Source organism: Collinsella sp. CLA-ER-H5 (assembly GCF_040092375.1).
Taxonomy (GTDB): domain Bacteria; phylum Actinomycetota; class Coriobacteriia; order Coriobacteriales; family Coriobacteriaceae; genus Collinsella.
In genome coordinates, this window is the sequence record NZ_JBBNLR010000001.1 from 67,594 (window position 1) to 87,267 (window position 19,674).

Consider the following 19,674-nt stretch of genomic DNA (forward strand, 5'->3'; position numbering starts at 1 on the left):
CGCGTGCGGCACGTTTTGGTGCTCGGTTGTTTCCGTTGTGTTACTGCCCAAAGACCTCTTCGGCGATGCGCGCGCTTTCGGCGGCGTCCTTGGCGTAGTAGTCCGCGCCGATCTGCTTGGCGTATTCGGGGGTGAGTACGGCGCCGCCTACGATGATCTTGACGCCCGGCACCTCGGCATGAAGCAGCTTGATGGTCTCTTCCATGGCGACGACCGTGGTAGTCATAAGCGCCGAGAGGCCGACGAGCTTGATGTCACGCTCCTGCACGGTCTTGAGCACCTCTTGCGGGTCGACGTCGCGGCCCAGGTCAAAGACGGTGTAGCCGTAGTTATCGAGCAGCATTTTGACGATGTTCTTGCCAATATCGTGGATGTCGCCTTTGACGGTGGCCACGCAGATCTTGCCCTTGTCGGCAATCTCGCCGGCGGGCATCAGGCGCTTGATGGTGTCGAAGCCCACGCGTGCGGCCTCGGCCGAGGCCATAAGCTGCGGCAAGAAGAACTTGCCCTGGTCAAAGAGGACGCCAACCTCGTCGAGGGCGGGGATAAAGTGATTGTTGATGAGGTCCATGGCGTCGTGGTCTGCCAGCAGACGCTCGGTTTCGGCAGCGATCTCGCCTTTGCGGCCCGAGACGACCATGTGGCGGATGGGGTCGTCGTTGCCGTCGGCGCCGGCGGTGCCAGCAGCGGGCGCGGCGTCGGTCGATGCGGCCTGAGCTGCTGCCGGGTTTGCGGCGATCTTATACGGATCGGTCCAGCCGGCGTAGCGCTCGATGTATCCGGTCGAGCCCTCGTCCTCAACGCTCAACACACGATAACTGTAGACGGTATCCATAAAGCGCTTGGAACCCGGGTTCATGATGGGGGCGTCCAGGCCCGCGCCAAAAGCGGCGGCCAAAAAGACCGAGCCCAGCAGCGGGCGGGCAGGCAGGCCAAAGCTGATGTTCGACACGCCGAGTGCGCATTTAACGCCCAGGCGTTCCTTGCACAGGGACATGGCGCGTAGGATCTGCTCGGCCTGGCGTTGATTGGTCGAGGCGGTCATGACCAGGCAGTCGATGAGGATGCGGTCCGGTCCGATGCCGTAGCGGGCAGCCTCGGCCACGATGCGCTCGGCGATGGCGAAGCGAGCCTCGGCGGTATCGGGGATGCCGCCTTCGTCGAGCGTAAGGCCGACAACGTTGGTGCCGTAGTGGGCGACCAGCGGAAAGATCTCATCCATGATCTGCTGCTTGCCATTGACCGAGTTGATGATGGGCTTGCCGGCGTAGCGGCGCACGGCGGCCTCGACGGCTGCGGGGTCGGTGGAGTCGATCTGCAGCGGCAGCAGCGTGGAGCCCTGGAGCTGTTCGGTCGCCTGTTGGATGATCTTGACCTCGTCGATCTCGGGCAGGCCCACGTTGACGTCCAGAATGTCGGCGCCCTGTTCCTGCTGGCTGATGCCCTGGCTCACAACGTAGTCCAGGTCGCCGTCGCGCAGGGCCTGCTGCAGGCGCTTTTTGCCGGTGGGGTTGATGCGCTCGCCGATGACGGCGATCTTGTGGCCGTCGCAGGGAAGGTCCACGACCGTTTGGGCGCTCGTGACCGACATACTGGGCTTGCGGTGGCGCGGGCTGGGCGTGTGGTTGTCGATAAGCGTGCGCAAGACCGCCATGTGCGCCGGCGTGGTGCCGCAGCAACCGCCCACGACGCTCACGCCGTCGGCGATCATGCCGGCGACGGCCTCGGCGTATTCGGGGGCCTGGATATCAAAGACGGTGTTGCCGTCGTCGTCCACATGGGGGAGTCCTGCATTGGCCTGCACCATAACGGGCTTGTCGGTAACGGTGAGCATACGTGCTGCGAGTCCTCGGAGCTCGGCCGGTCCTTGGCTGCAGTTGATGCCCAAAACGTCGGCGCCGATGGCGTCGAGCGTGATGGCGGCCACCTCGGGACTCGTTCCCAGGAAGGTGCGACCGTCTTCCTCAAAGGCCATGGTGGCAAAGACGGGCAGGTCGGAGTTCTCGCGGCAGGCGAGGACCGCCGCCTTGATCTCGGCCAGGTCGGTCATAGTCTCGATAATAAAGAGGTCGACGCCCGCGGCGACGCCGGCGCGCACTTCCTCGGCAAAGAGGTCGTAGGCCTCGTCGAAGCTCAGGGTACCCAGGGGGCGAAGCAGCGCGCCGATGGGGCCGATGTCACCGGCGACGTAGCGGGCGCCGGCCTCGCGGGCACAGGCGACGGCCGCGGCAAAGACGTCTGCCACGGCGGCGGCACCGTCGAGCTTGTGGGCGTTGGCGCCAAAGGTGTTGGCGGTAATCACGTCGCAGCCGGCCTCGACATATTGACGTTGGATATCAGTGATAACCTGGGGCTCCTCAAAGTTGAGCAGCTCGGGCAGGGCGCCCGCCTTCATGCCAGCGGCCTGCAACATGGTGCCCATGCCGCCGTCGAACAGCAGGTGTCCCGTGCCCTCGATGGCGGCGCGCAGGCGATCGTCCTTAATGCGCAGATCGTCGATCGTGCGCGTCTTGTACGTGGCACCGTTGCGACGTGCGGCATCAACGGGTGCCGCCAGCGCGGCACCGTCCAGATCATGAGTGATAAGTATGTTTGAGCTATTCGCCATGTGCATCCATTTCGTCTAGAGCCCACTGAGGAATTTCTATTTGAAGAGATTTGTCGGGCTCGATATCTTCGATTCGCTTGTTGTAGTGGGCAAGAAGCCGTGCGACATTTAATCGAATTAGGCCTCGCTTGTAGAACGATAACTCTTCAATATTGATGCCGATAAACGATTCGAGTGCGATAACCTGTACGCGATTGCCGAGTCCCTCACTTTCGAACAGTCCGTAAGCGAAGGAAACTTTATCGTGGGGGACAACGACGATGGGCCGAATGCCATTTCGAATGTTATCTCGGCATCGATCGGTCAATTTGGCCATTGGCGATACAGTCACATGAAATGCAGCATCATTGATTTGGAAATCGCCAGAACGGTCTGTCTGCTGGTCGGCGGCGTTTGAGTTGTCCTTTCCGATTTCTATGGTTGGAAATAACATCTCTAGTTTTGCACCTACCAGGTGCTGTGCGACGGTACCCGTTGGCTTATCGGACCGTAGGCTTGCTTCGGCTAGGATATCATCGACAATGACAGAAATTGGTTTTTGAAGATCGATTTCGACTTTGATTCTCTGCCGGTTAAAGAAATCGACCTGGATTCGCTCGACGAAGAAATTGGCGATTGCATTCGCAGCTTCAAGACGAGTGTCTTCGCAAATGTCACTGGGTAGGGCAGAGTTGATAATCGTGGCAAGCTCAAGCGCCATCGGGAGTGTGCCGCGTGAGGTTCTGCCGCCCTCTGACGCGAAGGCACGCGTTTCCCCATGTCTGGCTAAAACTGTTTTGATGCATGCTCCACTTAGGCCTCGTACTTGGCTCCCCTTGTCCGATTGCACATAATCGTCGGTGAGCGGAAAACGGTTTTGCAACAGCTCGCTTATGCCTATGCCAACCGCCATGACGTTACGGTTGACGTTGCCTCGCTTGCTGCGCTTGGATTCGTACCAGAGTTCAATGGCATCCAAGATGTCTTTATCGGGCTCGCTCAAGGAGCAATTGGTCATTTCCATTATTGTCCACTCCGTTCCTTGAAGACATAAGCGCGGGTTTGACTGCATTTTTTATAAGCCAAGTGACAACTGGCACGGCAACTGCATCGCCGAATGCGTAGCGAATCTGAGCATCCGAGAAGCCGCTAAACTGACATGAGTCAACACCTTGGAGACGGGCATATTCAGTTCCAGTCATCCAGCGAACTTCTATCTTTCCGTTTTCGCATATAACGACTGCCTGTCTTGATGAGCCGCCGCGAGCCGTTCTTAGACATCCGGCAATTTCTTCTTCACGGATTTCCCAGCGCACAACGCCCGATCGCGTGCGACGGTAAGCAGTGCGAACAATTTTTTCTTTGGCATTTAAGAAGCGCTGAAGGCGCTCTGCTTGATGCGGTGCAAGTGAGTCGATAAATGCTTGTACTTGGTTTTTGTTCCACCAACGCTTGTCGTTCTCGGGAATATTTTCAACAACCGTTGCAAGGCCCGTCATGCGAAGTGGACTTGGCTCGTTTAGGTGAGAGACGTGCGTAATGAGTGAAGGGTCGGAGTGAATCCAGGAGACCTTTTCAGGACGAAGCGAGGAATCGAGTCGGCTGTTGGGAAGAGGGTTTTTTAATCCGACGACAAACATGCGGGGGCGTGACTGGGGAAGCCAGTGCCGTGCATCGATAAAATAAGCGTCGCATGAATAGCCTAAACGATTAAATTCCTGGCAAACGAGTCTAAAGTCATCACTGTTATTAGACGTGGCAAGGCCGATGACATTTTCGAGAACAAGTGCCCGCGGGGCACGATCGCCCATTCCTTCGATGGCCTTAATAAAGCCAAAGAACGCACTGGACTCTTTGCCAGAGATAAGTCCCTCCCTGTTTCCCGCGAGAGATAAGTTTGTGCAAGGGCTTGACGCCCATGCGATGTCGGCTTGGGGTATTAAGTCGGGGTCGAGTGTGTGGACATCCTGCTCGACTAGATGCTCATCGCCCCAACACTGGCCGTACATGGCGCATTTAGTATGGTCTATGTCATTTGCCCAGATTGTTTTGATTCCGGCTTTTGCCATGCCGGCACGAGCCAAGCCAATGCCTGAAAAAAACTCAAGCGCGGTTAGTTGTGGCGAGAACTGCAGAATGTTGTGCATGTACTGGCTTTCAGATAGTTGTTATTTGGAATCTTATGGTACTTGTTTGTGAGGACATCCGCTTACATACGGATGAGATTCCCTCGATACCGTGCCATCAATTGACATTTTATTCAGAATGCGAATAGCAGGTGGTGTGGGCGGCGCGGAAGCGGCAGTGCTCGCGCATGCGGCAGATATTGCAGGTGGGGCGGCTCTGGGCGTCGTGGACTTCGCCGTCGAACAGGCCGATCACCGCTGTCACGCTTTTAGTGGGCATGAGCAGGCTGGTGGGCGTGACGGTCAGGCCGATGAGCCGCGTGGCGTTGAGCGCATTGACGATCGAGCGCTGGGCCGAGAGCGGGCAGTCGCCGTAGCCGGGGCTAAAGCGCCAGTTGCCGGCGAGCCCATGAACGGCGGCGTCCATCTTGACCTGCTGGTCCATTTGCTCAACGGCGGCTTCCACGTAAGCGGAGCACGCGGCGTCGAGCACGGCGCCCTCCAGGGGATGTTGGGCTCCCGTGGTGCGCAAACGGCGCTCAGCATCCATGCCGAGAGTGCATGCCATGAGCGCGGCAAAGCGGGCGTCTTTGAGATGTCGATAGATATCACGACCGCGCAGCTCAACGTTGGTGCCGACCAGACGGATGCAAGGCTTGCCCTGTTCGTCCACGCCCGTGGCATCGACGGCAAATACGCGGCGCACGCCACGGGGCTCAATGTCCAATTCCAGGCGTTCAACGACAGGCTCAATACGTCGTGACAGTTCGGGCTCAATCTGCTGGCCGCCGTAACCCAGATACCGCAGCATCTCGGCACGGTCGACACGGGGATGGTGCGCAGCATCGACACGGTAAAGCGCCGGCGACGCAAGGTCGGCCGGCACTTCGACAGTGGTTGTATCGATGTGCGGTTTTTCCATTACCCCAGGCGCTCCATAATGGTCGCGGCGATTGCAGGACGGTTCATAGTGTACAGGTGCAGGCCGTCGGCACCGTGCTCCTTGAGGTCACAAAGCTGACGGGCGGCATAATCTACACCGGCTGCCTGCAGGCTCTCGGGGTCGTTCTCGTACTTGGCGAGAATCTTGATGACGGGGGAGGGCAGCGACGCGCCGCACATAAAGACCATGCGGCTGATCTGCGACTTGCCCATAAACGGCATAATGCCCGCGGTAATGGGCACGGTGATGCCGGCCTTGTCGGCAAGCTCGCGAAAACGGTAGAAGCACTCGTTATCAAAGAAAAGCTGCGTCACAAAGAAGCTCGCGCCGGCGTCCTGTTTTTGCTTGAGGTGTTCGACCGAGACGTTGAGGTCCTCACAGGCAATGTGGCCCTCGGGGTAGGCTGCGGCGCCCACGCAAAAGCCGGCGTCGACGAGCTCGGGGATGAGGTCGCGGGCGTAGGCGTAGTCGGAGGCGGGCTTGTCGTCCTCGGTCGCGCCGGCGGGAAGATCGCCGCGCAGGGCCAGCACGTTTTCCACGCCGGCCGAGCGATACTCATCGATCTTGGCGGCGATATCGGCATGCGACCGGCCCACGCAGGTAAGGTGTGCCACCGAGGGCGTGTCGAATTCGCTCGTAATCATATGCGCGATGGGGGCGGTGGCGGCACCGTTGCCCGAGCCGCCGGCCGAGCAGGTGACCGAGACAAAGCTCGGCGAAAGCTTGCACAGATTGCCTGCCACTTCGCGAGCCGTGTCGAGGGTCAGCTCGCCCTTGGGCGGGAACATCTCAAACGAAACGGGTACGGTGCCCTGGGATGCTGCCTGCTTAAAAACCTCGTCGACGCGCATATCGTGCTCCTCTAGATACGTAATAGTGTGATGTGTTGTAAGGATTCTACAGCACCACTGTGCCACGGTGGAGTTTCACTCGCTATTTGAGGATACCAATCAAAGATGCCTTGCTATCGGCTTTCTCTATAACAGAGCGGCTAATCTAGGCACGGACTATAAAGACTGGTATCTGATGCAAAATACCAGTTAATAGAGCTCCATCCCAAATTGACTACCCTTAAACCATGGAGAGAGGTCTGCAATTTATGCAGTTGATTGGCTGTTGAGGGTGGCAACGCCGCCTCGATAGGGTAACCTCATTGATTGGTTTCGCGACAGCAACATAACGGTAATGTCGCGGAAACACGGCGAGTCTAAGCTATGACTCGTTCGTTAGTAATCAACACCGCTTCTCACGCGGTGCCGATACGAAGGGAGTTCCGTATGGCCGAACTTACTGACCGCTTCGGGACCATGGTGTTCTCTGAGGAAGTCATGAAGGACTACCTCCCCAAGGACATTTGGAAGCGCCTTGCTGCAACCCTCGAGGGCGGTGAGCCGCTCGACCTGGATGTGGCCAACGCCGTTGCCCATGCCATGAAGGTCTGGGCCATCTCCAAGGGCGCGACGCACTACGCGCACTGGTTCCAGCCGCTTTCGGGCATTACTTCCGAGAAGCACGACAGCTTCCTGGAGCCCAACCACGACGGCACCGCCATTACAAAGTTTACGGGCAAGAACCTCATCCAGGGCGAGCCCGATGCCTCGAGCTTCCCCAACGGCGGTCTGCGTGCTACCTTCGAGGCCCGTGGCTACACCGCTTGGGACCCCACTAGCCCCGCCTTTATCAAGGACGATGTCCTGTGCATCCCCACGGCTTTCTGCTCCTACACGGGCGAGGCCCTGGACAAGAAGACCCCGCTGCTGCGTTCCATGACCGCGCTCTCGCGTGAGTCTAAGCGCGTTTTGGCGCTGTTCGGTAAGACCCCCAAGAAAGTCGTTCCTTCCGTGGGCGACGAGCAGGAGTACTTCCTGATCAAGAAGGACGCCTACCGCAAGCGCAAGGACCTGGTCATTACCGGCCGCACCCTCTTTGGTGCTGCTCCATGCAAGGGTCAGGAGCTCGAGGAGCACTACTTTGGCGCTATCCGCCCCACCGTCTCGGCCTACATGAAGGACTTGGACGATGAGCTGTGGGCGCTCGGCATTCCCGCCAAGACCAAGCACAACGAGGTTGCTCCCTGCCAGCATGAGCTCGCCCCCGTCTATGGCGAAGTCAACGAGGCCATCGACCAGAACCTGGTCATGATGGAGAAAATGAAGCTCATCGCCTCCCGCCACGACTTGGTTTGCCTGCTGCACGAGAAACCCTTCGAGGGCATCAACGGTTCGGGCAAGCACAACAACTGGTCGCTTGGCACCGAGTCCGAGAATCTGCTCGATCCAGGCGACACCCCGCTCGACAACCTGCAGTTCATCGTCTTCCTCACCGCGGTGATTGAGGCCGTCGATAACTATCAGGAGCTCCTGCGTGCCTCTGTTGCCTCGGCCGGCAACGACCATCGTCTGGGCGCCAACGAGGCTCCTCCGGCGATTATGTCCATCTTCCTGGGCGACCAGCTTACCGAGGTCGTCGAGAAGATCATCGATGGCAAGGCTTCCGTCCATGCCACGCGCGGCGTGCTTGACCTGGGCGCCGATACCCTGCCCAAGCTGATGCAGGACAACACCGACCGCAACCGCACCTCCCCGTTTGCCTTCACCGGCAACAAGTTCGAGTTCCGTGCCTGCGGCTCCGAGCAGAACGTCTCCGACTCCAACCTGGTGCTCGATGCCGCCGTGGCCAAGTCGCTCAAGTCCTTCGCCGACGCGCTTGAGGGTACGCCCGAGGATGAGTTCCAGGACGCCGCGCTCGAGTACTGCAAGAAGGTCCTGACCGACCACCAGCGCATCCTCTTCTCCGGCGATGGCTACTCCGACGAGTGGCCCGTCGAGGCCGAGAAGCGCGGCCTTGCCAACAACAAGACCACGGCCGACGCCCTGCCCGCCTTTGTTTCCGATAAGGCCATTGCGCTCTTTGAGGAGACGGGTGTTCTGACCAAGGCCGAGGCCCAGTGCCGCTACGATTGCAAGCTCGAGAAGTACAACAAGCTCATGAACATCGAGGCCACCACGATGGTTCGCGAGGCGCGTCGTACCTATCGCCCGGTCATTACCGCCTATGCCACCAAAGTCGCTAAGGGCCTTGAGACTATTCGTGCCGCCGGTGCTGAGGCCGCCATGCAGTGCGAGCAGAACACGCTCAACAAGCTCTGCAACGGCATCACCACCATCAACGACTCCATCAAGGCGCTTGACGCCGTGCATCAGAAGGCTGAGGCCCTCGATGGCCAGGAGCAGGCCAACGTGTATGCACACGAGGTCGTCCCCGCTATGGATACGCTGCGCGCCGCCGTGGATGCCATGGAGGAGATCGTGGCCGCCGACTACTGGCCGGTCCCGACTTACGACGACATCCTGTTCTACGTGTAGAGCGTAACTGACATATCGTCACGGTATTGAGCCGGGGTCCGCATCATGCGGGCCCCGGTTTTTGTTTGCGAAGGGCGCTTTGAAGCCCGTTTTGCCGCCGATTTGCCTAGGTATAAAGGGTTGTGGACAAAAAACGTCAAATATGAGTACTGTCACAAGTCCTGTAGCATTATCTATTTACAAAATATGGGTTGTTACGCAACATATGTCCAAGTACATAGCTGATAAACGCCTGCAATTCTTCCGCCGTAGGACCCCTGGCGTCTAAATCGCCTTCTGATGGCATGAAATCGCTGTTACTAAATTGGTAACAGTACTCATATTTGCTATTTTTTGCCCACAGGCTTTGCGATGATGCCGTGATCCGCACTCTGCCGGGTTCGAATCACGGCACATGGGTAGCAAAAAGCCCGCCACCGCGAGGGCAACGGGCTTCTCAATTTAAATGGTGCCCCCAGCGGGATATCCGCGTGCGGCTGGCGCCGCCCGCTTCCGCTTCGTCGCTTCGCTCCTTGCGTGCTGCGCTGGAAAACGCTTGCGCGTTTCCTCAGCTCCGCACCCTGTCGGGTTCGAATCCCGGCATATCGGTAGCAAAAAGCCCGTCACCGCGGGGGTAACGGGCTTCTTAATTTAAATGGTGCCCCCAGCGGGATTCGAACCCGCGATATCCACCTTGAAAGGGTGGCGTCCTTGGCCGCTAGACGATGGGGACAGCGGGAAAGAGTATAGCAGACTTTTTTAGCCGTTCACATATCGTTGGCAAACTGAAAAACCACCACAAAGGTGCCTGTCCCCTTTGTGGTGGTTGGGGCGTTAGGGGAGGAGCTTCATGGCGGCGTCGTGGGCGGCGTGCTCGTAGGTGTCGTCGAGGGGTTTGAGCGGCAGCAGAGCGTTGGCCTGTGCGTCGCCGCGGCGCTCGAGGGCGTGCGCGATCAGCCAGTCGGCGAGTTCGGGGTTCTTGGGCAGCGCCGGGCCATGCAGGTACGTGCCGATGACGCCCTTGTAGATGAGGCCCTCAAAGCCATCGTCGCCGTTGTTACCGGTGCCCGTGACGACGGACGTTCCGAGCGGCGTGGCATCGGCGTCCAAAAGCGTGCGACCTCCATGGTTCTCGAATCCCACAAAGGGCTCGGGTGACAGGTCGGTCTTGACGGCGACGTTGCCGATCAGGCGATCGGAGCCACGTACGGTTTCGGCGGCAATGACGCCCAGGCCCTCAATGCGATCGTCGCCCATGTAGTACGAACGGCCGAGCAGCTGATAGCTGCCACAGATGGCAAGCAGCGAGCCGCCATCCTCAACATAGGTCGCGACCTTGTCTTTTTGGGCGAGCAGCTCGTGTGCTACGGCTAGCTGGTCGCGGTCGGAGCCACCGCCCATCATGACGATGTCGGCGTCGGTGAGATCGAGCGCCTCGCCCATGCGGACCTCGTCCACGCGCACAGGAATGCCGCGCCAGGCGCAGCGGCGCTCGAGCGCGATAACGTTGCCGCCGTCGCCGTAGAGGTTAAGGGCATCGGGATACAGGTAGACGATGCGCAGCGGGCGCGAAAGCTCGACTGGTGCGATGCCGACAGGAAGAGCGCTGCCGTCGGCACGGGCTACGCCGCGCCCGGCAACAGCGTCGGAAGTGGCGCCCTTCAGTCCGTCGAGCTCCTTGACCAGCGGCGGGAAGGCCGTGTAGTTGGCGACGGCGTAGAAGGTGTCATCGGCGGCCTCGTCTGCCACGGCGCCAATTGCCTGCGCGACGTCCGAGATAATCGCGGCATCGATGCCGGCGTACTTGAGGCGCACCTGCATGTCGTGCGCGCGCGTGCCTCCGGCAAAGGCGACAAGTCCCGGCGTGTCGGCGATGCGCTCAAAGTCGACGTCGTAGATCCACGATACATCGTGGCCGTCGGCGTCGTTGTCGTTAAGGAAGAAAGCGCAGAGTCTGCCGCCTGCCGTCTTGATGGACTGGATTTGCCGATCGAAGCCTACGGGATTCTTGGCCAGGTTGGCCTCGACGGTGCGGCCGGCGATATCCCAGCGGCCCATGCGTCCGCCGGCGGGAACGTAGGCATCGAGCGTGGGCTGCAGGTGCGCCATATCTACGCCTAACTCATGTGCGGCAAAGAATGCGGCGGCAACGTTGTAGACCATATATAAGCCGTTGTAGCGCGTGGCGATGTGCGCGGCTGGCGCGCTGGAATCAGATCCAAACACCAGGTCAAAACCATAGCCATCGCGACTGAGCTCCACATTCGTTACGCGGCGGACCAGTGCGGGGCGTGCCCAACCGCACGAGGGGCAATGGTAGGCGCCGAGCTGGCCGTATTGCACGTAGTCATACTCCAGCGGCGCGTTGCACTGCGAGCAAAAGCGCGAGTCGCTAATGCGGTCGGACTCTGTGTCAGTGGCGCCGTCGATGCCAAAGGCAATACTTGCGTTGGGAACGCGCGCGGCAATCGAGGCACAGAGCGGATCGTCGGCGTTATAGATGAGCGTCGTTGCTGGCGAAAGCTCCAACGCATGGGCGATGACCTCCTGGGTGTGATCGATCTCGCCATAGCGATCCAGCTGGTCGCGGAACAGGTTGAGCAGCACGAAGTACGTCGGCTTGAGCTTGGGCAGGACGCGCACGGTGTAGAGCTCATCGCATTCAAAAACGCCCACGCGCTTGCCGCTGTCAGCGTGCTTAAGGCCGCCGCGGGCCTCGAGCAGAGCACCCACCACACCAGGCTCCATATTGTTGCCGGCACGGTTGCACACCACGGTAGCACCGCTGGCAGCAACGGCGTCGGCGATGAGGTTGGAGGTGGTGGTCTTGCCATTAGTACCGGTGATCACCACGCTGCGGTCGACAAGGCCGGCGAGGTCGCTCAGCAGCTCGGGGTCGATCTTCATGGCGATGCGGCCGGGAAGCACGCCACCCTGGCGTTTGAGGACAGAGCGCAGTCCCCAGCGAGCGATATCGCTCGAGGTGCAGGCAAGAGATGAGCGGAGGTTCATGAAACCGTTCCTAACATAGATGACATGGTCGGGGCGATCGCGTCGCTAAAAGCCGTAGCGGCGCGCAAATTCCTGGGCAAGCTGCGATACGTCTTCGCAGGCATTGGCCCAGGGGGCAAAGTCGGGAGTGTCCGAGATAATACCGTCCGCTTCCCAAACGGCCTGGTGCGAAAGATCCCAGGGATCGTGTGGCTCGGGCCGGCAGGGAAGGTACGGTGTCTGGTACATGGGGTTCAGTAAGAAGAACGCACCGCCCTCGCAACGGTTGGCAAACTCACGCAGCGCGCGTGTCGCCGGGCGCATCTTGTTTGTTTTGAACAGCAGAATCGTGCGGGCGAGCAGATACCAAGGAGAGTTCTCGAGTGCGTCTGCCCCGATCTCTTCCTCGAGCTGGTGGGCCAGGGCAAAAAAGCCGTCCTCGTCCTCCAGACGAGCGAGGGCGAGCAACACGGTGCCTGCGGCTCGGGTGGGATAGCCTTCTGCTTTAAGGACGCGGCGGGCGTAGTTGGCGGCAGCACGGTAGCGGGCGCTCGCCATGCACAGCTGCGAGATGGCCTCGAGCGTGTGGAGCCACCCGATAAGCGCCGGCTCGCTCACGGTGAGATCGGCCGCTGTCACGTCGTCTGCCAGCACCTTGTTGGCCCAGTAGTGCGGGGCCTCCATGTCGAACCCGGGCACGCTTTGCTGCAGGTAATCGGCCGTGGTCGCCTCGAGCTTCATCAGATCGCCCAGGCAGGCGTCGACGGGCGTGTCCGCCAAAATGATGGCGAGCAGCTGGGCATCGAGGACATGCGCATCGATGCGGACGATCTTGAGCAGCTCATCGCGCATATCGTCGAACAGGCGGTTGCGCGTCTGCTCAAACTCCTCGTCGCTGCCCATGTCCTCGATGCGATGGAGCTCGTCGAGCAGGTGGCGATGGACACCGGCGTAGGACAGCAGTGCCTGAGCATGCTCGGTCTGCGCATACTTATGAGGGTTGACGCTCACGTCGTTATGGACAAGCTCGCGTGCTGCATCGGTGAGTTCGGGGTGCGACGCCAGATAGGTGCGCTCCAGGTAGGCGGGGATGTAGACGCTCGGATCCATTAGAGGTCTCCTCCCTTAAACGGCAAACCCTGCTCGGCCGCCCGCAGTATGCGCTCATCGATTTGGGAACGCACGATATCGTTGGTAGCGACCCAGGCGGCGAAGCTGGCGTTGTCGGGGGCGCCCAGGCCCTCCTGCAGTACCGGCGTCGCCTCGGACAGCGCAAGGACGAGCTCGTCGGTGGAGCCCACACCCACGTTGACGCGGGCATAGACGCCATCGGGAAACTCGGTTTGGAAGTAGAGCGCCTCGGCCGCGTGCGGGCACGAGCGTGCGAGGATGCGCAAATAGTGCTCGGCGCCCTCGTAGTCCAGCTCGCGCCAGGCAGCGCTCATCAGCGCGATGAGCGTCCATGGGTCCAAGTCGCGCTCCGCGTCCTTGGGACGACGGCGCAGCGGCGTGTTGGCGAGATAGGGGACGGAGTGGGCAGAGCGAAATCGCTTGAGCTCCTCGGCGGGGTATTCGAGCTTTGCCATAGCGAGCATCGCGGTGTGGCGGACACCAGCGGGGTCGTTGGGCGCAAAGTCCAAGCTGCGATTCGCGGCTTCGAGCGACATGCGGTAGCGTCCGCTAATGAGCGCGCGCGATGCCAAGGCGGCAAGCCAGCGCAGGTAGGGGCGGCGCATAAGGTCGCCTGCGGCCTCACGCTCGTAGGGGTCCTGCGCCGAGGCGGTCTTGAGCGCCAGATCGTGCTCCACCTCGTCGCACTTGGACACCAGATACTGCACGTATTCCTCGTTGGAGCCGGCGGTGAGGGCGGTCAGCATGCGCTGAGCGTCCCAGTTGGTCGGGTCGAGCGCGGCTGCCTCGCGGAGCATGTTCTCGGCAGCTGCCTCTTCTTGCTCTGCCTGGGTATCGTCAGGGATAAAGGGAATGCGGTAGTCGACAGCCTCGACCACCTTGGCAATGAGGTGCCCGGCGCGGTCGCGGTCGTGCACGATGAGCGGTGCGGGGTTGCGGGTGAATTGTTCCATCAGACGCTCTACGGCGGCACCGTCGGTGAGCGGGATATTGTCGCGGCGCAAGGCCTCAAGAACGAGGCGATGGCAATCCTCTTGAATGGGATCGAATGCCATGGGGCCTCCTTTGCTGCGGTTAGGGTTCAAATGTTTCTATATAAGGTTCTAGTTTACCCGCATGTGGCACACCGGGGGTGCCGCACTTGGACTTGCACCTTTGCACCACGAAGACGGATGTCGCACAAATGTCGGCACCTTGGACGACCGAGTGGTATCACGGTGCCGCAAACGGTCGATTTTTGGCGGCGAACGGTGCATATTTTGGAGGGGCACAGTCCTGCCCGGGATATGTAGTCAACCTTGATAAAACGTTTGCCCAGCTTGGGACAATAACCGCAACGCTAGAGGTTCCAGGATAGAAAAAACGTTTCATCATTGGTAACTTTGGATGAATAACTGACCAACCAGAACGGTAAAATAGTGTTTGTCTGAGCGTTGAGACGTTTAGACATCGCGCATTGTCATCGCCGGCAACGCGCAAACGGTCCTAACGGAGCCAATTGGGTGCTCCGTTATATACGCAAGTCTAAGAGGGGCTTGTTTAGGAGGCACAGTATGGGACGTTTTACCAATCCTCGCGATCTGTACTTTGGTGAGGGCGCTCGCCACGAGGTGAAGAACCTCAAGGGCAAGAAGGCCATCATCGTTTCTGGCGGCAGCTCTATGCGCCGCGGCGGATTCCTGCAGGACGTTGAGGCCGACCTTAAGGAAGGCGGTTTCGAGGTCAAGCTGTTCGAGGGCGTCGAGTCCGACCCGTCTATCGAGACGGTCATGAAGGGCGCCGAGGCCATGCGCGAGTTCGAGCCCGACTGGATTATCGCCATCGGCGGCGGTTCGCCCATCGATGCCGCTAAGGCCATGTGGGTCTTCTACGAGTATCCCGAGGAGTCCTTCGACAACATCATCCAGCCGTTCAGCTTCCCCGAGCTGCGTCAGAAGGCTCATTTCTGCGCCATCTCCTCTACCTCCGGCACCGCTACCGAGGTCACCGCGTTCTCCGTCATTACCGACTACGCCAAGGGCATCAAGTACCCGCTGGCCGACTTCAACATCACCCCTGATGTCGCCATCGTCGACCCCGAGCTCACCTACACCATGCCCGCCAAGCTGTGCGCTCACACCGGCATGGATGCTCTGACCCACTGCATGGAGGCCTACGTTTCCACCTGCGCCTCTATGTTTACCGACGCCAACGCCCTGCACGGCATCCGCGAGATCGTCGAGTGGCTGCCCAAGTCCTATGCTGGCGACCATGAGGCCCGTCAGCACATGCACGAGGCTCAGTGCATCGCCGGTATCGCCTTCTCCTCGGGCCTGCTCGGCATCGTTCACTCCATGGCTCACAAGACCGGTGCTGCCTTCGAGAACGGCCACATCATCCACGGTGCTGCTAACGCCATGTACCTGGGCAAGGTCATCCAGTGGAACTCCAAGGACCCGCGTGCTGCCGAGCGTTACGCTTACGTGGCCAAGGAGATCCTGCACCTTCCCGGCGAGACCAACGAGGAGCTCATCGCTGCGCTCGTCCAGAAGATCCGCGACCTCAACGACCAGCTCAACATTCCGCAGTCCATCAAGGATTACGCGAATGGTGGCGTGAAGGTCGACGCCGAGAACCCGCAGATGGTTTCCGAGGAGGAGTTCCTCGCCAAGCTGCCCGAGATCGCCGCGAACGCCGAGCAGGACGCCTGCACGCCCGAGAACCCGCGTGAGACCAAGGCTGCCGACTTCGAGAAGATCCTCAAGGCCTGCTACTACGACACCGACATCGATTTCTAATCGACTCTTGTTATCGTAACGAGGGGCTCCGCACGTATCCGTACGGAGCCCCTTTCTTTTTTAGAGAATGGGATAGTTATGGCTGCAATTTTCAATAGCCCCAGCAAGTACATCCAGGGTCCGGACGAGCTGGCCAAGCTCGGCTCCTATGTCGAGCCGCTCGGCGCTAAGGCCCTCGTCATAGTGACACCTTCGGGCAAGAAGCGCGTCGGTGCTAAGATCGAGGGCGGTTTTGCCGAGGCCAAGGCCGAGCTGCTGTTTGAGGACTTTAACGGCGAGTGCTCCAAGGGCGAGGTCGATCGCCTGGTTGCGCTCGCCCGCGACAACGGTTGCGACATCATCGTCGGCGTCGGTGGCGGCAAGATCCTCGACACCGCGAAGGCCGTCGCCTATTACCTGGAGTCCCCGGTTATCATTTGCCCCACCATTGCCTCGACCGATGCACCGTGCTCGGCGCTTTCGGTGCTCTATACCGATGACGGCCAGTTCGACAAGTACCTCTTCCTTAAGGCAAACCCCAACATCGTCCTGATGGATACGACGGTTATCGCGGCGAGCCCGGTGCGCCTGACGGTTTCCGGTATGGGCGATGCGCTCGCAACCTACTTTGAGGCCCAGGCGACGCACGATGCCGACGGTGGCACCTGCGCTGGCGGCAAGGGCGGTATGGCTGGTCTGGCACTTGCCAAGCTCTGCTACGAGACGCTTATGGCCGATGGCATCAAGGCCAAGGTCGCGCTGGAGAAGGGTGCGCTGACGCCTGCCGTCGAGCATATCATCGAGGCCAATACGCTGCTTTCGGGCATTGGCTTTGAGAGCTCGGGCCTTGCTGCTGCTCATGCCATCCACAATGGCTTGACGATGCTGCCCGAGTGCCACGGCATGTATCACGGCGAGAAGGTCGCCTTTGGTACCATCGTTCAGCTGGTACTCGAGGATGCTCCGACTGAGAAGCTCGAGGAAGTCTTGGGCTTCTGCATTGAGCTGGGCCTGCCGGTCACGATGAAGGAACTTGGCGTTGCCGAGCTTACGCGCGAGCAGGCCATGATTGTTGCCGAGGCTGCGTGCGCGCCCGAGGACACCATGTGCAATATGCCGTTTGAGGTGACGCCCGAGATGGTCGCAAACGCCATCCTGGGTGCCGACGCACTGGGCCACTACTATCTCATGGATGAGTAAATCAAGCTAAGGAAGGGGCAAAGCCAACAGATGGCTTTGCCCCTTTTTGCTATGGTGCAAAGGGGTCAGGGTACTTTGCACCCATCGTTGTTTGATGAAGGGTGGATTCTCGTATGGCGCTTCCTATGGTTTATGGCGGCCCCGGTCGGTATGTTCAGGGACCGGGGGAGCTTTCGCGCCAGGGCAGGTATTTGTCATGGTTGGGCTGCGCTGCCTATGTCTTGTTTGACCAGGGCACCGAGGATCGGCTGTGCAGGCAGATCGTCGATGGATTTCTGGATGAAGATCTAAGCGAGCCGTTCTTTAAGATTTACAACGGTCCGTGTACGGAAGATGCCGTTGTCGAAATGGCCAAGGAAGCCCGGGCCGAGTATTGCGACATGGTGGTGGGCATTGGCGGCGGCAAGATGCTCGATATCGCCAAGGCCGTTGCGTTTTATGCTGAGCTGCCGTTGTGCGTATGTCCCACGGCGGCGTCGATGGACGGTCCGTGCAGCGCGATTTCGGTGCTGTATCACGAGGATGGGTCGTTCGACCGCTACCTGATGCTTGAGAAGAATCCAGACCTGGTCGTGGTCGATACCAACGTGGTCGCGGCGGCCCCGCTGCGTATGACGGTCGCTGGTATGGGCGATGCGCTGGCAACGTATTTCGAGGCGCGTTCGTGCGCCGCGGCGCACGGCGCCAACGAGCACGGTGGCGCGCCGGGACACTTGGCCTTGGTTGCGGCTCGTGCCTGCTATGACACACTCATGGAGTGCGGCGTCGCTGCCAAGCGCGATCTCAAAAAGGGCCGTACATCGCCAGCGGTTGAGCGCCTGATCGAGTGCAATATTCTGCTCTCGGGTGTTGGCTTTGAGAGTGGTGGCCTAGCGCTTGCCCATGCCATAGCCAACGGCCTGACGATTCTGCCCGAGTGCAAGGCCATGCATGGTGAGGCCGTGGCATTTGGCCTGGTGGTGCAGCTGCGCCTGGAGCGTGCGCCCGAGCTTGATCAGGTGCTCGAGTTTTGCCAGCGCGTTGGTCTACCGACGACGCTCGCGGAGCTGGGACTTGGCGAGATTTCCGATACCGACCTGATGAGCGTTGCGGATGCGGTCTTTAGAAACGAGCGCAATATGGCCAACGAGCAGGCCAAGGTGACCAAACAGAAGCTCGTGCAGCTCATGTGCGAGGCATAGCTTGGCGCTTGATCGACCTTGTGCAATCGGGGCGGCGATAAGCCATGGGCTATTTGCCGCAAAGATGCGCCGCGTGTAATTTACCCGAGGCGTGGGCCGATGGCGTATCATTATCTCTTGCTTGTTTGCACTGCTCAGGGAGGGGCCGCGCATGGCGCAGGAACACGATCTGTTTGATGACATTATCGAGATCAGCAAGGGTTTCGACTTTCTAAAAAACCCGCTTGGCGGTGTGACCGATGCGCTCGATCCGTCGGCGCCGCAGTGGAATCCTGCCGACTACAAGGAGCGTCCGCGTGGCAACACCATTCCGTGCCTGACCTGCAAAAACGAAAAGAGCAGCTGTACCGCGTGCATGGACGTTTGCCCGGTCGACGCTATCGAGGTCGAGGAAGACGCCATCGAGATCCTCGATTCCTGTCGCAAGTGCGGCCTGTGCGCTGCCGCCTGCCCGACTGAGGCGATTATTTCGCCGCGCCTGGCGCCCAAAAACCTGTATGACGACATTGTCTCGGCAGCTACGAGTCACGAGACCGCCTACGTTACCTGCACGCGTGCCCTTAAGCGCATGCCGCGCGAGAACGAGGTCGTCGTTGCCTGCGTGGGCGATATTACGGCCGAGACCTGGTTCTCGGTGCTGGCCGACTATCCCAACGTGAGCGTGTACCTGCCGCTGGGCGTGTGCGATAAGTGCCGCAACACCGGTGGCGAGGATATTCTGGGCGAGGCCATCGCCACTGCCGAGGAGTGGGCCGGTACGGGCATGGGCCTGGAGGTCGACCCCAAGAGCCTCAAATGTCATAAGCGCCGCGAGTACGAGCGCAAGGAGTACATGGATAAGATTGCCCGCACCACGGGCCTTACCGTGACCAAGCTCAACCCGGCGACGGCGGCGCTGGCCTCGGTGACGCAGAAGCTCAAGGCCCATCGCCATCAGATTACCCAGCTGGAGCGCACGCTCAATACCATGTGCGGCACCACGACGACCAAGCGTCGCCGTTCACTCACGCACGGGCGCCAACTGGTGCTCTCGACGTTGCAAAACCACCCCGAGCTTGCCCAGAACATGCAGGTGAGCACGCCGGAATGCGATTTTGACAAGTGCACGTCGTGTGGCGAGTGCGTCAACGTGTGCCCCACGTTTGCCTGCGATTTGGTGGGAAGCGGCCGCTTTGCGCTGGAGTCCACGTATTGCTTGGGCTGCGGTGCCTGCGTCAAGGTGTGCCCCGAGCATGCGCTCAAGTTGGTTGAGCACGACGCGTCCAATCTGGTCGTCGTCGATCCCGAAGCCGAGGAAAAGGCCGCCCAGAAGGCGAAGGCCCACGAAGAAGCCCAGAAGGTCAAGGCCGAGGCAAAGGCCAAGCTCGATAAGATGCTCGATCAGGTGGAGAAGCTCGCGGACTAGTCGGCGACCT

At 60.0% G+C, this 19,674-nt stretch carries 13 protein-coding genes and 1 tRNA gene; 5 read left to right on the top strand and 9 right to left on the bottom strand.

Going from position 1 to position 19,674, the window contains the following annotated elements; all coding sequences use genetic code 11:
- Nucleotides 1-40: 40 nt before the first annotated feature.
- From AAAX31_RS00395 to AAAX31_RS00415, 5 genes are all read right to left on the bottom strand, one after another.
- On the bottom strand, nt 41-2,608 hold the full coding sequence (locus tag AAAX31_RS00395) for a homocysteine S-methyltransferase family protein (protein ID WP_349075760.1): 2,568 nt from the start codon (nt 2,606-2,608) through the stop codon (nt 41-43).
- On the bottom strand, nt 2,598-3,611 hold the full coding sequence (locus AAAX31_RS00400; protein WP_158556906.1) for a DUF4928 family protein: 1,014 nt from the start codon (nt 3,609-3,611) through the stop codon (nt 2,598-2,600). The genes AAAX31_RS00395 and AAAX31_RS00400 overlap by 11 nt, the downstream gene beginning before the upstream one ends.
- Nucleotides 3,574-4,734, bottom strand: a complete 1,161-nt coding sequence (locus AAAX31_RS00405; protein ID WP_117770028.1) for a DNA cytosine methyltransferase — start codon at nt 4,732-4,734, stop codon at nt 3,574-3,576. The genes AAAX31_RS00400 and AAAX31_RS00405 overlap by 38 nt, the downstream gene beginning before the upstream one ends.
- 109 nt (nt 4,735-4,843) lie before the next feature.
- Nucleotides 4,844-5,635, bottom strand: a complete 792-nt coding sequence (locus AAAX31_RS00410) for a hypothetical protein (RefSeq protein ID WP_349075763.1) — start codon at nt 5,633-5,635, stop codon at nt 4,844-4,846.
- Nucleotides 5,635-6,507 carry a methylenetetrahydrofolate reductase gene (locus AAAX31_RS00415; protein WP_271737645.1) on the bottom strand — a complete coding sequence of 291 codons (873 nt, stop codon included), beginning with the start codon at nt 6,505-6,507 and terminating at the stop codon, nt 5,635-5,637. The genes AAAX31_RS00410 and AAAX31_RS00415 overlap by 1 nt, the downstream gene beginning before the upstream one ends.
- 426 nt (nt 6,508-6,933) lie before the next feature.
- Between AAAX31_RS00415 and AAAX31_RS00420 the strand changes: the two genes are divergently transcribed.
- Nucleotides 6,934-9,021, top strand: coding sequence for a glutamine synthetase III (locus AAAX31_RS00420; RefSeq protein WP_118205277.1), 2,088 nt, complete (start codon nt 6,934-6,936; stop codon nt 9,019-9,021).
- 635 nt (nt 9,022-9,656) lie between these two features.
- Here AAAX31_RS00420 and AAAX31_RS00425 read toward each other — a convergent pair.
- The 4 genes from AAAX31_RS00425 to AAAX31_RS00440 all read right to left on the bottom strand — a co-directional run bounded on the left by AAAX31_RS00425 (nt 9,657) and on the right by AAAX31_RS00440 (nt 14,177).
- A tRNA-Glu gene (locus AAAX31_RS00425) sits at nt 9,657-9,733 on the bottom strand.
- A gap of 101 nt (nt 9,734-9,834) precedes the next feature.
- Entirely contained in the window at nt 9,835-12,012 is a 2,178-nt protein-coding gene (locus AAAX31_RS00430) for a MurT ligase domain-containing protein (protein ID WP_349075764.1), read from the bottom strand.
- A gap of 45 nt (nt 12,013-12,057) precedes the next feature.
- Nucleotides 12,058-13,101 (bottom strand): hypothetical protein, encoded by a 1,044-nt coding sequence (locus tag AAAX31_RS00435; protein ID WP_349075766.1) that lies wholly within the window; start codon nt 13,099-13,101, stop codon nt 12,058-12,060.
- The gene (locus AAAX31_RS00440) at nt 13,101-14,177 is read right to left on the bottom strand and encodes a hypothetical protein (protein ID WP_349075767.1); all 1,077 of its coding nucleotides are present in this window, start codon (nt 14,175-14,177) and stop codon (nt 13,101-13,103) included. Before AAAX31_RS00440 ends, AAAX31_RS00435 begins: the two co-directional genes overlap by 1 nt.
- 498 nt (nt 14,178-14,675) lie before the next feature.
- On the opposite strand from AAAX31_RS00440, the gene AAAX31_RS00445 reads away from it, so the two are divergent.
- The 4 genes from AAAX31_RS00445 (at nt 14,676) to AAAX31_RS00460 (ending at nt 19,664) form a co-directional block, all read left to right on the top strand.
- Nucleotides 14,676-15,899 (top strand): iron-containing alcohol dehydrogenase, encoded by a 1,224-nt coding sequence (locus tag AAAX31_RS00445; RefSeq protein WP_035136916.1) that lies wholly within the window; start codon nt 14,676-14,678, stop codon nt 15,897-15,899.
- Nucleotides 15,900-15,977: 78 nt separating this feature from the next.
- Entirely contained in the window at nt 15,978-17,078 is a 1,101-nt protein-coding gene (locus tag AAAX31_RS00450; RefSeq protein ID WP_349075769.1) for a glycerol dehydrogenase, read from the top strand.
- A gap of 113 nt (nt 17,079-17,191) precedes the next feature.
- Nucleotides 17,192-18,259: a glycerol dehydrogenase gene (locus tag AAAX31_RS00455; protein WP_138375290.1), complete on the top strand. Its 1,068-nt coding sequence runs from the start codon at nt 17,192-17,194 to the stop codon at nt 18,257-18,259.
- Between the two features lie 151 nt (nt 18,260-18,410).
- Nucleotides 18,411-19,664: a 4Fe-4S binding protein gene (locus AAAX31_RS00460; protein WP_349075772.1), complete on the top strand. Its 1,254-nt coding sequence runs from the start codon at nt 18,411-18,413 to the stop codon at nt 19,662-19,664.
- The last annotated feature ends 10 nt before the right edge of the window (nt 19,665-19,674 follow it).